This window comes from Kitasatospora sp. NPDC015121, assembly GCF_055562955.1.
This window is the reverse complement of record NZ_JBVHEH010000003.1, coordinates 217378-231210: the sequence shown is the minus strand read 5'-3', so window position 1 is coordinate 231210 and position 13833 is coordinate 217378. Positions and strand designations below refer to the sequence as shown.

Genomic DNA, 13833 nt, shown 5'->3' with positions numbered 1-13833 from the left:
GGGGGAACGGGGGAGCGGGAGGGGGAGGGGGACGGAGCGGGCGGGCCCTAGGGTGGGCGGATGCTTGCTGCCGCTGACCTGCCCACGCCGCTGACGGTGGTCGAGGATCCGGAGTTCGCCGCGGCCGGGGCCCAGCTGTGGCTCAAGCGGGACGACCTGGCGCATCCGACCGTGCCCGGCAACAAGTGGCGCAAGCTCGCGCCGAACCTGGAGCTGGCGGTCGGAGCCGGAGCGCGGGGGCTGCTCACCTACGGCGGGGCGTACTCCACGCACGTGCGGGCGGTGGCGGCGGCCGCGAAGGGGCTCGGGCTGGCCAGCGTCGGGGTGATCCGCGGCGCGGAGCTGGCCGGGCGGCCGCGGAACTGGTCGTTGGCGCGGGCCGAACGGGACGGCATGGTGCTGGAGTTCGTCGAACGCTCCGCCTACCGGGAGGCGGCCGCCGGGCGGGGGCGGCGGGAGGGCTACCACGTGTTGCCGGAGGGCGGCTCGAACGGTCCGGCCGTGCGCGGGGCCGCCGTGGTCGCGGCCGAACTCGCCGGGCAGCTGCCCGACTTCGGCGCGCGGGACGTGGTCTGCTGCGCGGTCGGCACCGGCGGCACCCTGGCGGGCATCGCGGCGGGGCTGCCCGCCGGGGCCCGGGCCCTCGGCGTCGCCGTGCTGCGCGGCGAGGGCTACCTGGAGCGCGAGGTGGCCGCCCTGCAGCGGGCCGGGTACGGCCGGGAGTCCGCCAACTGGCGGCTGGCGCACGGCTGGCACGGCGGCGGGTACGGCAGGGTCCCGCCCGAGCTGGAACGGTTCGCCCGGTGGTTCCAGGACGCGTACGGGGTGCCGGTGGAGCGCCGGTACGTGGCCAAGGCGCTGTGGGCGGTGTACGGGCTGCTGCGGACGGGCGAGTGGGCGGGCCGCCGGGTGACGGTGGTGGTGACGGGCCTGCCCGACCCGGCCGACCCGCCGGTCAGCCGAAGTTGAGGTCGCTGCAGAGGTCGGCGTCGGCGGGCCGGGTGTTGTCGGTGATGCCCGAGGGGATGCCCGAGGGCGGCGTGCCGGGCGAGGCGCTGCCGGTGGCCGGGGCGCTGCCGGTGGCCGAGGGGCCGCCGGTGCCGCCGGACAGCTCGACGGCGTTCCCGGTCCCGGCGGTGTCGGAGCCGGTTCCGGCCCCCGTCCCGGCGGTGTCGGAGCCGGCCCGGTCCTGGCCGAGGGTGAGGACGAGGCCGTCGACGGTGTCGGCCCGGAGTTCGGCGCCGGGGTAGAGCAGGGCGAGCTGTTCGGCGGCGGCCTGCCGGCCGGGGCCGTACTCGATCAGGGTGGTGCGGCGGGCCGGGGTGTCGGCGCCGATGGTGATGTCGGTGTAGCCGTGGCCGCGCAGGGCGAGCGCGGTGCGGCCGGCCAGGCCGGTGGACTTGGCGGCGTTGTGCACGGTGACCGGCGCGTCCAGGGCGGCGGCCGATCCGCCGGCCGACGGCGAGGGGGTGGTGGACGGGGTGGGCGAGGACGAGGTGCCGGCGGCGGGCGTGGCGGAGGCACCGGTGCCGGTGGTGTGGCCGTCGAGGGTGCGGTCCTCGCGCAGCAGGTTCCACAGGATGCTCGCGTCCGGTTCGACCACGGCGACCCGCGCGCCCTGGAAGCGCCAGGGCACCGTGACGAACTGGATCTCGGAGAGCGGGATGTCCTGCAGGGACTGGGCGAACTCGGCCAGCCGGTAGGGGGATCCGAGTTCGGGGTCGACGGTGAGCGACTTGGTGGCGGCGTCGGCGAGCGGCAGCAGGGTGGTCAGGCCGAAGCCCTGGCCCTGCACCTTCTTGATCAGCGAGGACATGAAGGCCTGCTGCCGGAGCATCCGGCCGATGTCGGAGCTGTCGCCGAGGCCGTGCCGGGCCCGGACGTAGTCCACCGCCTGCTGGCCGGAGACGGTCTGCCGGCCCTTGGTCAGGTGGATCCCGTACGAGTCCACGTCGTTGGGCACGCAGACGTCCACGCCGCCGACGGCGCTGGTGATGGCGGCGAAGCCCTTGAAGTCGACCACCAGGGTGTGGTCCACCCGCAGGCCGGTCAGCGTCTCGACGGTGTTCTGCGTGCAGGCCGGGTTGCCGTTCTTGAACTCGCCCACGGTGAACGCCGAGTTGAACATCTGGTTGGTCCGCTGCCGGCTCCAGGTGCCGTCCGGGAGGAGGCAGGGCGGGACGGTGACCAGGGTGTCGCGCGGTATCGACACGCCGACCGCGTGCTTGTGGTCGGCGTACACGTGCAGCAGGATCGCGGTGTCGGAGTGGCCCACGCCCTCGTCGCCGCCGCCCAGCGAGTTGTTGCCGTCGTCCCGGGTGTCGGAGCCGAGCAGCAGGATGTTGACGGGGCGTCCGCCGGTGGGCGCGGGCGTGGCGACCGGCGGGCGGCTGGAGGCGATGCCCTCGGGCGCGAAGGTCGTGATGTTGTGGTCGAGCCGTTGGTAGTACCAGGCGCCGGCGCCGGCCGCGGCGACGACCGCGGCGGCGGTGACGGCTCCGAGGGCCCGGGCTGTCCGGCGGCCGCGGGAGCGGGTCGGGGCGGCGTCGTGCTTGGCGTCGGTCATCGGTCGGAGGTCTCTCTGCGCGCAGCGGCAACTGGTGCCCGAGGGCAGGCACTCGGCTGATCCGCCGCACTGCGGATCCGCTCTCGTCACTACTTGGACGGCCCGGCCCACGGAATGGTTACACGCGAACCATTTTTTTCGAGAGATTTTTCGAACCGGCGGAACCGGGCGGGTCGACGGTGCCGTCCGGTTCCGGAGGGCGGCCGTGGTCGGCCGTGGTCGGACGTGGTCGGGCGTGGTCGGGCGTGGTCGGACGGGCGGGACGGGGCGCCGCCGGCGGCTCAGCCGGCCTCGGGCCCGGTGGAGTCGAGCATCCGGCGCAGCAGGTCGCGCAGCTGGGCGCGCTCCTCGCCGTCCAGGGCGGCCAGCGGCTCGCGGGCGAAGTTCAGCGACTCGCGCAGCTCGGTGGAGGCGGAGCGCCCGGCGGCGGTGGCGGCCACCAGCTTGACCCGGCGGTCCTGCGGGTCGGACTCGCGGGTGACGAAGCCCCGGCCCTCCAGCCGGTCGACGATGCCGGTGATGTTGGACGGCTCGCAGGACAGCGTCTGCGCGATGTGCCGCATCGGCATCGGCCCGCGCCGCAGCAGCGCCAGCACCTTGGCCTGGGCGCCGGTGAGCGAGCGGGCGGCCGCGGCCTCCTCGTACTCGCGGTGGAAGAGCCCGACCAGGCGGGCCATCAGGTCGACGACCTCCAGCGTGATCGGGTCGACGGCCGCGGCGCGCTGCTCCGTCATGGCCTGCTCCTCCTCCGGCTGCTCCATGCGTTCGAGTCTAGCTGAACATTTGACAACCTGAACCTTTCATTCGCACGATTGCTTCAGGCGCTGAATATTTCACCCTCAGGAGTACGTGATGGCAGAGCAGGACCTCCCCGCCACCGGCCGCGAGTGGCACCTGGCGGCGCGCCCGCAGGGCTGGCCCGTCCCCGCCGACTTCGCCCTGGTCGAGGCGCCCGTCCGGCGGCCCGGCCCCGGCGAGGTCACGGTGCGCAACACCCATCTCTCGGTGGACCCCTACATGCGGGGCCGGATGAACGACGTGAAGTCCTACGTCCCGCCGTACGCGCTCGGCGCGCCGATGGACGGCGGGGCGGTCGGGTACGTGGTCGCCTCCGAGGCCGAGGGCTTCGCGGTCGGCGACGCCGTGCTGCACGGGCTCGGCTGGCGCGAGTACGCCACCCTGGACGCCGCGCACGCGGTCAGGGTCGACCCGGAGCTCGCCCCGCTCTCCGCCTACCTGGGCGTGCTCGGCATGCCCGGCCTCACCGCGTACGCCGGACTGCTGGAGGTCGCCTCGTTCAAGCCCGGCGACACCGTCTTCGTCTCCGGCGCGGCCGGCGCGGTCGGCTCGCTGGTCGGACAGATCGCCCGGCTCAAGGGCGCCGAGCGGGTGGTCGGCTCGGCCGGCTCCGCCGCGAAGGTCGCCACCCTGGTCGAGGAGTACGGCTTCGACGCCGCCTTCGACTACAAGGCCGGGCCGGTCGCCGAGCAGCTCGCGAAGGCCGCCCCGGACGGCATCGACGTGTACTTCGACAACGTCGGCGGCGAGCACCTGGAGGCCGCGATCGGCGCGCTCAAGGTGCACGGCCGGGTCACCCTGTGCGGCGCCATCGCCCAGTACAACGACACCTCCGCCCCGGCGGGGCCGCGCAACCTCGCGCTCGCCATCGGCAAGCGGCTGCGCCTGCAGGGCATGATCGTCAGCGATCACGCCGCGCTGCGCGAGCAGTTCTTCGCCGAGGTCGGCGGCTGGCTGCGGGACGGCGCGCTGCGCTCCGACGAGACCGTGGTCGAGGGCGTGGAGAACGCCGCCGAGGCCTTCATCGGCCTGCTGCGCGGCGCCAACACCGGCAAGATGGTCGTCGAGGTCTGACCGCCGCTCAGCTGCCGCACCGTCAGTGCGCCCCCACCGGAGCGGGATCCCCGGCGGGGGCGCGCGCGTGCGGCCGTTCGGGGGAGGTGGGCGCTGCGGGGGTAGACCTCTCGGAGGAACCGACTAGCATGGGGGGAAAGCTTGTCCGTTTTGCTCGATTTGATGACCTAATGTCGAATAAATCGAGCGGCACGGGGTAGCAACTGGTCACTACCTACCGGCGACGGCGCGAGGCAGCTGGGGAAGGCGACCCTCGTCCACAGCCAGGAGGTCCCGGTGACGACACGTGGTGTGCTCTACGTCCACTCCGCGCCGCGCGCGCTGTGCCCGCACGTCGAGTGGGCGGTCGCGGGGGTGCTAGGCGTGCGGGTCAACCTCGACTGGATCAGGCAGCCCGCCGCGCCCGGCCACTGGCGGTCCGAACTCTCCTGGCAGGGGGAGCCCGGCACCGCCTCCAAACTCGCCTCCGCGCTGCGCGGCTGGCAGCTGATGCGGTACGAGGTGACCAGCGAGCCCTGCGCCACGGCGGAGGGCGAGCGGTACTCCTCCACGCCCGCGCTCGGCATCTTCCACGCCGTCACGGGCATCCACGGCGACATCCTGATCCCCGAGGACCGGCTCCGCGCCGTCCTGCTGCGCACCCGCAACGAGGGCGGCGACCTGGCCGCGGAGATCGCCCGGCTGCTCGGCAAGCCCTGGGACGACGAGCTGGAGCCGTTCCGGTACGCGGGCGAGGGCGCGCCGGTGCGCTGGCTGCACCAGGTGGTCTGACCGGCGGTCCGACGCGCCGGAAGGGGGGTGCGGGGGAGACCCCGCACCCCCCTTCCGGGTGCCCTGGAACGGACGAGGCGCCGGACGGCGCGTCAGACGGTGCGGAAGGCCAGCACCACGTTGTGGCCGCCGAAGCCGAAAGAGTTGTTGAGGGCGGCGATCCGGCCGTCGACCGGCAGTTTGCGGGCCTCGTCGCGGACGACGTCGGCGTCGATGTCGTCGTCCAGGTCGACCACGTTGATCGTCGGCGGGGCGATCCGGTTGTACAGGGCGAGCACGGTCGCGACGGTCTCGATGCCGCCGGCGCCGCCGAGCAGGTGGCCGGTCATCGACTTGGTGGCGGAGATCGCCACGTGGTCGAGGTGCTCGCCGAGGGTGCGGCGCAGCGCCTTGATCTCGGCGGTGTCGCCCTGCGGGGTCGAGGTGGCGTGCGCGTTGACGTGCACGACCTCGGACTTGTCGAGCTCGTTGCGGGCGAACAGGTCGTCGATGGCGCGGGCCACGCCGGCGCCGGTCGGCTCGGGCTGCGCGATGTGGTGCGCGTCCGAGGACAGGCCCTGGCCGACGGCCTCGCAGTAGACCCGGGCGCCGCGGGCGGCCGCGTGCGCGGCGGACTCCAGCACGACCACGCCGGCGCCCTCGCCGAGGACGAAGCCGTCCCGGCCCTTGTCGTACGGGCGGGAGGCGTGCTGCGGGTCGTCGTTGTTCTTGGACATCGCCATCATGTTGGAGAAGGCGACGATCGGCAGCGGGTGGACCGCCGCCTCGGTGCCGCCGGCCACGACCACGTCGGCGCGGCCGGTGCGGATCATCTCGATCGCGTAGCCGATCGCCTCGGCGCCGGAGGCGCAGGCGGAGACGGGGGTGTGCACGCCCGCGCGGGCCCCGACCTCCAGGCCGACGTTGGCCGCCGGGGAGTTGGGCATCAGCATCGGGACGGTGTGCGGGGAGACCTTGCGGACGCCCTGCTCCTTGAGCACGTCGTACTGGTCGAGCAGGGTGGTGACGCCGCCGATGCCGGAGGCGATGACCGCGCCCAGCCGCTCGGGGGCCAGCGGGTTGGAGTCGTCGGTGGCCGGGGCCTCGTAGCCCGCGTCCTTCCAGGCCTCGCGGGCGGCGATCAGCGCGAACTGGGCCGAGCGGTCCAGCTTGCGGGCCAGCGGGCGGGGCAGGATCTCGCCGGGCTCGACGGCCACCCGGGCGGCGATCCGAACGGGTAGCTCGGCCGCCCACTCCTCGGTGAGGGCGCGGACCCCGGACTTGCCGGCCAGCAGGCCCTCCCAGAAAGCGGCGGCGTCGCCGCCCAGCGGCGTGAAGGCGCCGATACCCGTGACGACCACGGTGCGGTTTTCAGCAGTCACTGGTTTCTTCTTCTCTCACATCTGCGGGGAGGGTCAAAGGACCGGAGGGGGAGGGGTCCGGCCGGGGCGCGGCGGGCGCGCCCCGGCCGGGGCCTGGCGCCGGGTCAGGCGTTGGCGACGATGAAGTCCACCGCGTCGCCGACGGTCTTGAGGTTCTTGACCTCGTCGTCCGGGATCTTCGCGCCGAAGCGCTCCTCGGCGGCCACGACGACCTCGACCATGGACAGCGAGTCGACGTCCAGGTCGTCGGTGAAGGACTTGTCGAGGGCGACGTCCTCGGTGGGGATGCCGGCGATCTCGTTCACGATCTCGGCGAGACCTTCGAGAACCTCTTCGCGGGTAGCCATGTCGGCTGCTCCTTCTCGGTGTTGACGGCGTGCGGCCCGGTGGACCGACGCGCTCTGGGGGTGTGACGGGGGAAAAACGCCTAGGGGAGCGTAACGACCGCGGCGGCGTAGACGAGACCCGCCCCGAAGCCGATGATCAGTGCCAGGTCGCCGCTCTTGGCCTCGCCGCGCTCCAGCATCCGCTCCATGGCGAGCGGAATGGACGCGGCGGAGGTGTTGCCGGTCTCCGCGATGTCGCGGGCCACCGGGACGTTCGGGGGCAGGTCCAGCTTCTTGACCATGGCGTCGATGATGCGCATGTTCGCCTGGTGCGGGATGAACGCGCCGAGCTGGTCGGCGGTGATCCCGGCGGCCTCCAGGGCCTGCTCGGCGACCTTCGCCATGTCGTACACCGCCCAGCGGAAGACCGTCTGGCCCTCCATCCGCAGGGCGGGCCACTTGGTCTCGTCACCGGCGCCGTTGACCGCGTCCGGCTTGGCGAACGCGGTGTCCCAGGCCTGGGTCTGCGAGATCACGTCGGCCTGCGAGCCGTCGGAGCCCCAGATCACCTTGCCGATGCCGGGGGTGTCGGACGGGCCGACGATCGCGGCGCCGGCGCCGTCGCCGAAGATGAAGGCGGTCGACCGGTCGGTGACGTCGGTCAGGTCGGACAGCCGCTCCACGCCGATCACCAGCACGTACTCGGCGCTGCCGCCGCGCACCATGCCGTCGGCCAGGCTCAGGCCGTAGCCGAAGCCCGCGCAGGCCGCCGAGATGTCGAACGCCGGGGCGGTGCCGCAGCCGAGCCGCTGGGCGATCTCGGTGGCGATCGCCGGGGTCTGCTTCAGGTGCGAGACGGTCGCCACGATGACGCCGCCGATCTGTTCCGGCCGGATCCCGGCCATCGCGACGGCCTTGCCGGCCGCCTGCACCGACATCTCGGCGACGGTCTCCTCCGGGCCGGCCCAGCGGCGCTCGGCGATCCCGGAGCGGGTGCGGATCCACTCGTCCGAGGAGTCGATCCAGTTCAGCACCTCGGAGTTGGGGATCACCCGGGTCGGCCGGTAGCCGCCCACGCCGTGGATGCGGGAGAACCGGGCGCCGGTGGCCGGCTTGATGGTCGCGCTCATGCGGTCGCCTCCTGGCTGCCGTGCTCGGCCACGAGTGCGCGGGCCTTGTCGAGATCGGCGGGGGACTTCAGGGCCAGCGTGGCGACACCCTTGACGTTGCGCTTGACCAGGTTGGTGAGGGTTCCGGCGGGGGACAGCTCGATCACGGCGGTCGCGCCGAGCCGCTGCAGGGTCTCCATGCACAGGTCCCAGCGGACCGGGTGGGAGACCTGCGAGACCAGGCGGGCGAGCACCTCGGCGCCGGAGCCGACCACCTCGCCGTCCTGGTTCGAGAGGTACGCGAGGGCCGGGTCGGCGACCGCGAGGGACGGCGCCAGCTTCTCCAGCCGCGCCACGCCCGGGGCCATGTGCGCGGTGTGGAACGCGCCCGCGACCTTCAGCGGGATCAGCCGCGCGCCGGCCGGCGGGTCCGCCTTCAGCGCGTCCAGCTGCTCCAGCGTGCCGGCCGCGACCAGCTGGCCGCCGCCGTTGTTGTTGGCCGGGGTCACGCCGTGCTCGGCGAGCTTCGCGAGCACCGCCTCCGGGTCGCCGCCGAGCACCGCGGTCATGCCGGTCGCGGTCGCCGCGGCGGCCTCCGCCATGCCCAGGCTGCGCTCGCGGACGAAGCCCAGCGCGTCCTGCTCGGACAGCACGCCGGCCAGCGCCGCGGCGGTGATCTCGCCGACGCTGTGGCCGGCCACCGCGCCGACCGTGCCCGCCAGGCCCTGCGGGAACAGGGCGGCGGCGGTCACCAGGCCGGCGGCCACCAGCAGCGGCTGGGCGACGGCGGTGTCCCGGATCTCCTCCTCGGAGGCCTCGGTGCCGGCGTGCACCAGGTCGAGGCCGGCCGTCGCCGACCACCGGCGGAGCCGGTCGGCGGCGCCGTCCAGTTCGAGCCAGGGGTTGAGGAAGCCGGGAGTCTGGGCACCCTGTCCAGGGGCGACGATAACGAGCACGGTTCAACCCTCTCTCGCCGGACGCCCGGGGGCGGGTAGGCGACGATGACGAAGAAAAGCACGTCGGCTTGTGGATTCCCTACAGTCCGGTCAGGTCTGATCGGACCCGGAGCCGAGACGCCCCAGAGCAAGGGCGATGCGCAGGGTGAAGGCCGAACGCACGTCCGACGGAGCATAGCCGGTGACGTCTGTCACACGACGCAGCCGGTAGCGCACGGTGTTCGGGTGAACGAAGAGCATCCGGGCGGCACCCTCCAGCGAGGACGCCTGCTCCAGGTAGACGCTCAGCGTCTCCAGCAGCGCCGAACCGGCCTCCTCCAGGGGTGTGTAGATCTCCTCCACCAACTGACGGCGCGCCACTTCGTCGCCCGCCAGCGCCCGTTCCGGCAGCAGGTCGTCGGCCAGCACCGGGCGGGGCGCGTCCGGCCAGGCCGCGCACGCCTTCAGGCCCTGCGCGGCGGCGTGCGCCGAACGCGTCGCCGACAGCAGGTCGCCGACCGTCGGACCGACCACCACCGGACCCGGCGCGAACTGCCCGATCAGCGCCCGGGCCGCGTGCACCGGCTCCTTGTCGCCGCCGACCACCACCACCAGCCGGCGGCCCAGCACCCCCGTCAGCACGTGCAGCTTGGCGTACCGGGCCGCGCGCCGGATCGCCTCCACCACCAGCTCGCTGTCCCCGTCCGGGGCGCTGCCCATCACCACCCGCACCTGGCTGGGCTGCCCCCAGCCGAGCGCCGCCGCCCGCGACAGCACGCCCTCGTCGGCGTCGCCGGACAGCAGCGAGTTCACCACCAGCGCCTCCAGCCGGGCGTCCCAGGCGCCGCGCGCCTCGGCGGCCTGCGCGTACACCTGGGCGGTGGCGAAGGCGATCTCCCGGGCGTAGACCAGCACCGACTCGCGCATGCCCGCCTCGTCGCCGGGCGCGGCCACCTCCTCGATGGCCTCCTCCATCACCTCGATGGTGGTGCGGATCAGCTCCACGGTCTGCCGCAGCGTGATCGCCCGGGTCAGCTCGCGCGGGGCGGTGCCGAACACGTCCGTGGAGATCGCCTGCGGCGCCTCCGGGTGCCGGTACCACTCGGTGAACGCCGCGATGCCCGCCTGCGCGACCAGGCCGATCCACGAGCGGTGCTCCGGCGGCATCCGCCGGTACCAGGCCAGCTGGTCGTCCATCCGGGCGATCGCCGCGGACGCCAGCTTGCCCGCCGACTTCTCCAGCCGCTTCAGGGTCGCCGCCCGCAGCTCCGCCCGCTCGGCGGCGAACCGCCGCTCCTCGGCCGTCATCCGCCCCCGGCCCGGCACCCCCGCGGGGCGGTTCGCCGCGGCCGGGCGCTTGGCGGGCTTCTTCTCCGCGGGCTTCTCCGCGGGCCGCTCGGGAGCGGGGCGCGCGTCGGACGTCCGGTCGGAGGGCTTGTCGGGTTTCGCTGAGGCGGCTGGCACGGCACTAGCCTGCCTCACGCCGGAGGGTGCTCGTGCACACCCGGCCCGATGTCGACCGGTGGCACCCGTCACACCGGCTACCGTGGTGCCCGTGAGCGTGGAACTTCCGCCCCCCGGCGGGCAGGCGTACGAACCCGTCGAACCGGTGTCCGGACCGGGCCGCAAGGAGCGCGGCCGCGCCGACCTCCGGCGCGCCGCCGAACGCTACCTGTCGGAACCCGCCGAAGGCGTCACCACCCGGCACGCCTTCTCCTTCGCCGGCCACTACGACCCGAGGAACACCTCCTTCGGCGCGCTGCTCGCCTGCAACGAGGAGACCCTCGCCCCCGGCGCCGGCTACCAGGCGCACCGGCACAGCGAGACCGAGATCGTCACCTGGGTGCTCTCCGGCGCCCTCGCCCACCGCGACGACGCCGGCCACGCGAGCGTGGTGCGGCCCGGCACGGTGCAGGTGCAGTCCACCGGCACCGGCATCAGCCACACCGAGCGCAACCCCGGCGGGGCCACCGAACCGGTGCGCTTCGTCCAGATGTGGCTGCAGCCCGACGCGTACGGCGCCCCGCCCGGCTTCGGCCTGCGGGCCGTCCCCGACGGCGACGGGCTGCACCTGCTCGCCTCCGGGCGGGACGAGGACGCGGACCGGGCGCTGCGGCTGCGCCGGAGCGACGCGGCGCTCTGGCTGGTCCGGGCCCCCGCGTGGATGCCGCTGCCCGAGCTGCCCGCCGCGCCCTTCCGCTACGCGCACGTCGTCGCCGGATCGGTCGGCTACCGCACCGTCCCCGGCCCGCAGGGCGGCGGGCGGTCGGCCGGCCCGGGCGACTCGGTCCGGATCACCGGCGACGCGTTCGCGGACCCGACGGCGGGGGCGGACGGCGTCGAACTGCTGCTCTGGGAGATGCGCACGCCGGTGCGGTTCGGCTGAGCCGGTCCCGGCGGCGCGCCGGGCGTCAGGCCCGTTCGGCGAGGACCGCGTCGCCCAGGCGGGGCCAGGCCTCCGCCGCCCAGGGGCCGAAGTCCCGGTCGGTGAGGGCGAGGCAGGCGAGGTCGGCGGCGGGGTCGACCCAGAGGAAGGTGCCGGACTGGCCGAAGTGGCCGAAGGTGCCGGGGGAGTTGGCGGTGCCGGTCCAGTGCGGGGCCTTGTGGTCGCGGATCTCGAAGCCCAGGCCCCAGTCGTTGGGGCGGCGGTGGCCGAAGCCGGGCAGCACGCCGCTGGTGCCGGGGAAGGCCACCTCGCGGGTCGCGGCGCGCACGGTGGCCGGGTCGAGCAGCTTGGGGGACTGCAGTTCGGCGGCGAAGCGGACCAGGTCGGCGACGGTGGACAGGCCGCCCGCGCCGGCCGGCGTGCGGTGCGCGGTGTTGATCAGGGTGGCGTGCATGCCGAGCGGCTGGAAGACGGCCTCGGCGGCGTACCGGGCGAACGGGATGCCGGAGGCGTCCTCCAGGGCGGCCGCCAGCACGTCGAAGCCGGCGTTGGAGTAGAGCCGCCGGTTGCCGGGTTCGGCCATCACCCGGTGCTCGTCGAAGGCCAGGCCCGAGGTGTGCGCCAGCAGGTGCCGGACGGTGGAGCCGGGCGGCCCGGCCGGGTCGTCGAGCTCGAAGACGCCCTCCTCGACGGCGATCAGCACGGCGTACGCGCTGAGCAGCTTGGTCACCGAGGCCAGCGGGAACAGGTGGTCCTGCGGGCCGTGCGCGCCCAGCAGCGCGCCGTCGCTCCCGCGGACCACCGCCGCCGCGGCGTGGGGTACCGGCCAGTCCTCGATCATCCGCAAGCTCTGCATGGGCCGCACTCTACCCAGCCCGCCCCGGCCCGGGCGGGCGCGTGGCGTGCCAGGCTTGCTTCGAGCGCACTCCAAGTCGGTAGCGTCGTCGGTGTCGTCGAGACAGGAGACCGGAACCATGGCAGAGCCCGCGGAACAGGTGCCGGCGTGCGAGGAGGCGTTCCGGCACCCCACCGCCGCACCGGACCTGACGCCCCGGCACAGCATCGGCGAGGTCTCCGCGATCAGCGGGCTGACCGCGCACACGCTGCGCTGGTACGAGCGGATCGGCCTGCTGGAGCCGGTCGACCGCTCGCACGCCGGGCAGCGCCGCTACAGCGACGCCGACCTGGCCCGGCTGGCGTTCCTGACCAAGCTGCGGCTGACCGGCATGCCGGTGGCCGACATGGTCCGGTACGTCGACCTGCTCCGGGCCGGGGACGGCACCCGCACCGAGCGGCGCGACCTGCTGGTCGCGCACCGCACCGAGGTGCGCCAGCGGATCGCCGACCTGCACGCCACGCTCGCCGCGATCGACCGGAAGATCGACCACTACGACGGGCTGGACGCCCGGCTCCCCGACGGCGGGACGCCAGTGGACCACACCGCACAGGACAGGAAGAGCGCATGAGCAGCGACAACACCATCGAGACCACCCGGCTCGGCGGCCACGGCCCGGTCGTGGGCGTGCAGGGCCTGGGCTGCATGGGGATGAGCGAGTTCTACGGCCCGACCGACACCGACGAGGCGCTGGCCACCCTGGAGCGGGCGCTCGAACTGGGCGTGACCCTGTTCGACACCGCCGACATCTACGGCTCCGGCGCCAACGAGGAGCTGATCGGCCCGTTCGTCCGGGCGCACCGCGAACAGGTCGTGCTGGCCACCAAGTTCGCCATCGAGCGGCGCGCCGACGACCCCGCCTACCGGGGCATCAACAACGACCCGGCGTACGTCCGGCAGGCGGTCGACGCCTCGCTGCGCCGCCTCGGCGTCGACGTGATCGACCTCTACTACATGCACCGCCGCGACCCGCGGGTCCCGCTGGCCGAGTCGGTCGGCGCGATGGCCGAGCTGGTCGAGGCCGGGAAGGTGCGGTACCTCGGCCTGTCCGAGGTGACCGGCCCGGAGCTGCGGGAGGCGCACGCCGTGCACCCGATCACCGCGCTGCAGTCCGAGTGGTCGATCTTCGCCCGCAGCGTGGAGCGCAGCGCCGTCCCGGCGGCGGCCGAGCTGGGCGTCGCGCTGGTGCCGTACTCGCCGCTCGGCCGGGGCTTCCTGACCGGGGCGTTCGCCGACGCCGGGCAGCTGGACGCGAACGACTTCCGCCGCCACCTGCCGCAGTTCACCGGCCCGAACGCGGCCGGGAACGCCGAACTGGTCGCCCCGATCCGGGCGATCGCCGAACGCCGCGGCGCCACCGCCGCGCAGGTCGCGCTGGCCTGGCTGGGGCAGCGCGCCGAGGCGCACGGCCTGACCGCGGTGGTGCCGATCCCCGGCACCCGCAAGCGGAGCCGGCTGGAGGAGAACCTGGGCGCGACCCGGCTGGTGCTCGACAAGGAGGAGCTGGCCGAGCTGGAGCCGATCGCGGCCCGGGTCTCCGGCGGCCGCTACGCCGACATGAGCGCGACCTCCGACGCCCGCGAGGTCTGAGCGGGGCGGGGCGGTCCGGCCG

General features: G+C 74.2%; 14 protein-coding genes. 6 read left to right on the top strand and 8 right to left on the bottom strand.

The annotated features are described in order from the left end of the window. Positions 1-60: 60 nt before the first annotated feature. Positions 61-969: a 1-aminocyclopropane-1-carboxylate deaminase/D-cysteine desulfhydrase gene (locus ACZ3J7_RS05025; protein WP_465616957.1), complete on the top strand. Its 909-nt coding sequence runs from the start codon at positions 61-63 to the stop codon at positions 967-969. On the opposite strand, the gene ACZ3J7_RS05020 is transcribed toward ACZ3J7_RS05025, so the two are convergent. After that, positions 956-2566 (bottom strand): LCP family protein, encoded by a 1611-nt coding sequence (locus tag ACZ3J7_RS05020; protein ID WP_465616955.1) that lies wholly within the window; start codon positions 2564-2566, stop codon positions 956-958. The two genes, ACZ3J7_RS05025 and ACZ3J7_RS05020, sit on opposite strands and share 14 nt — an antisense overlap. A gap of 281 nt (positions 2567-2847) precedes the next feature. Then, positions 2848-3327 carry a MarR family winged helix-turn-helix transcriptional regulator gene (locus tag ACZ3J7_RS05015; protein ID WP_465616953.1) on the bottom strand — a complete coding sequence of 160 codons (480 nt, stop codon included), beginning with the start codon at positions 3325-3327 and terminating at the stop codon, positions 2848-2850. Between the two features lie 91 nt (positions 3328-3418). Between ACZ3J7_RS05015 and ACZ3J7_RS05010 the strand changes: the two genes are divergently transcribed. Next, a complete protein-coding gene (locus ACZ3J7_RS05010; RefSeq protein WP_465616951.1) occupies positions 3419-4438 on the top strand; it encodes an NADP-dependent oxidoreductase in 1020 nt (339 codons plus the stop codon). A 276-nt stretch (positions 4439-4714) separates the two neighbouring features. Beyond that, positions 4715-5209, top strand: a complete 495-nt coding sequence (locus tag ACZ3J7_RS05005) for a DUF3145 domain-containing protein (RefSeq protein ID WP_465616949.1) — start codon at positions 4715-4717, stop codon at positions 5207-5209. A gap of 92 nt (positions 5210-5301) precedes the next feature. On the opposite strand, the gene fabF is transcribed toward ACZ3J7_RS05005, so the two are convergent. From fabF to ACZ3J7_RS04980, 5 genes are all read right to left on the bottom strand, one after another. Continuing rightward, entirely contained in the window at positions 5302-6570 is a 1269-nt protein-coding gene (fabF, locus tag ACZ3J7_RS05000; RefSeq protein WP_465616947.1) for a beta-ketoacyl-ACP synthase II, read from the bottom strand. A gap of 104 nt (positions 6571-6674) precedes the next feature. Beyond that, positions 6675-6917, bottom strand: a complete 243-nt coding sequence (locus tag ACZ3J7_RS04995; protein ID WP_033250147.1) for an acyl carrier protein — start codon at positions 6915-6917, stop codon at positions 6675-6677. 80 nt (positions 6918-6997) lie between these two features. Beyond that, on the bottom strand, positions 6998-8026 hold the full coding sequence (locus ACZ3J7_RS04990) for a beta-ketoacyl-ACP synthase III (protein WP_465616945.1): 1029 nt from the start codon (positions 8024-8026) through the stop codon (positions 6998-7000). Then, on the bottom strand, positions 8023-8961 hold the full coding sequence (locus ACZ3J7_RS04985; protein WP_465616943.1) for an ACP S-malonyltransferase: 939 nt from the start codon (positions 8959-8961) through the stop codon (positions 8023-8025). Before ACZ3J7_RS04985 ends, ACZ3J7_RS04990 begins: the two co-directional genes overlap by 4 nt. 90 nt (positions 8962-9051) lie before the next feature. Beyond that, positions 9052-10248 (bottom strand): PucR family transcriptional regulator, encoded by a 1197-nt coding sequence (locus tag ACZ3J7_RS04980; protein ID WP_465617253.1) that lies wholly within the window; start codon positions 10246-10248, stop codon positions 9052-9054. Positions 10249-10495: 247 nt separating this feature from the next. On the opposite strand from ACZ3J7_RS04980, the gene ACZ3J7_RS04975 reads away from it, so the two are divergent. After that, positions 10496-11326, top strand: a complete 831-nt coding sequence (locus ACZ3J7_RS04975; RefSeq protein ID WP_465616941.1) for a pirin family protein — start codon at positions 10496-10498, stop codon at positions 11324-11326. Between the two features lie 25 nt (positions 11327-11351). Here the strand turns inward: ACZ3J7_RS04975 and ACZ3J7_RS04970 are convergent, their stop codons facing one another. After that, a complete protein-coding gene (locus ACZ3J7_RS04970) occupies positions 11352-12182 on the bottom strand; it encodes a serine hydrolase domain-containing protein (RefSeq protein ID WP_465616939.1) in 831 nt (276 codons plus the stop codon). A 118-nt stretch (positions 12183-12300) separates the two neighbouring features. Here ACZ3J7_RS04970 and ACZ3J7_RS04965 point away from each other — a divergent pair, with 118 nt between their 5' ends. Both ACZ3J7_RS04965 and ACZ3J7_RS04960 read left to right on the top strand, forming a co-directional pair. After that, the gene (locus ACZ3J7_RS04965) at positions 12301-12792 is read left to right on the top strand and encodes a MerR family transcriptional regulator (RefSeq protein ID WP_465616937.1); all 492 of its coding nucleotides are present in this window, start codon (positions 12301-12303) and stop codon (positions 12790-12792) included. Further along, on the top strand, positions 12789-13811 hold the full coding sequence (locus ACZ3J7_RS04960; RefSeq protein WP_465616935.1) for an aldo/keto reductase: 1023 nt from the start codon (positions 12789-12791) through the stop codon (positions 13809-13811). Before ACZ3J7_RS04965 ends, ACZ3J7_RS04960 begins: the two co-directional genes overlap by 4 nt. Positions 13812-13833: the final 22 nt, after the last annotated feature.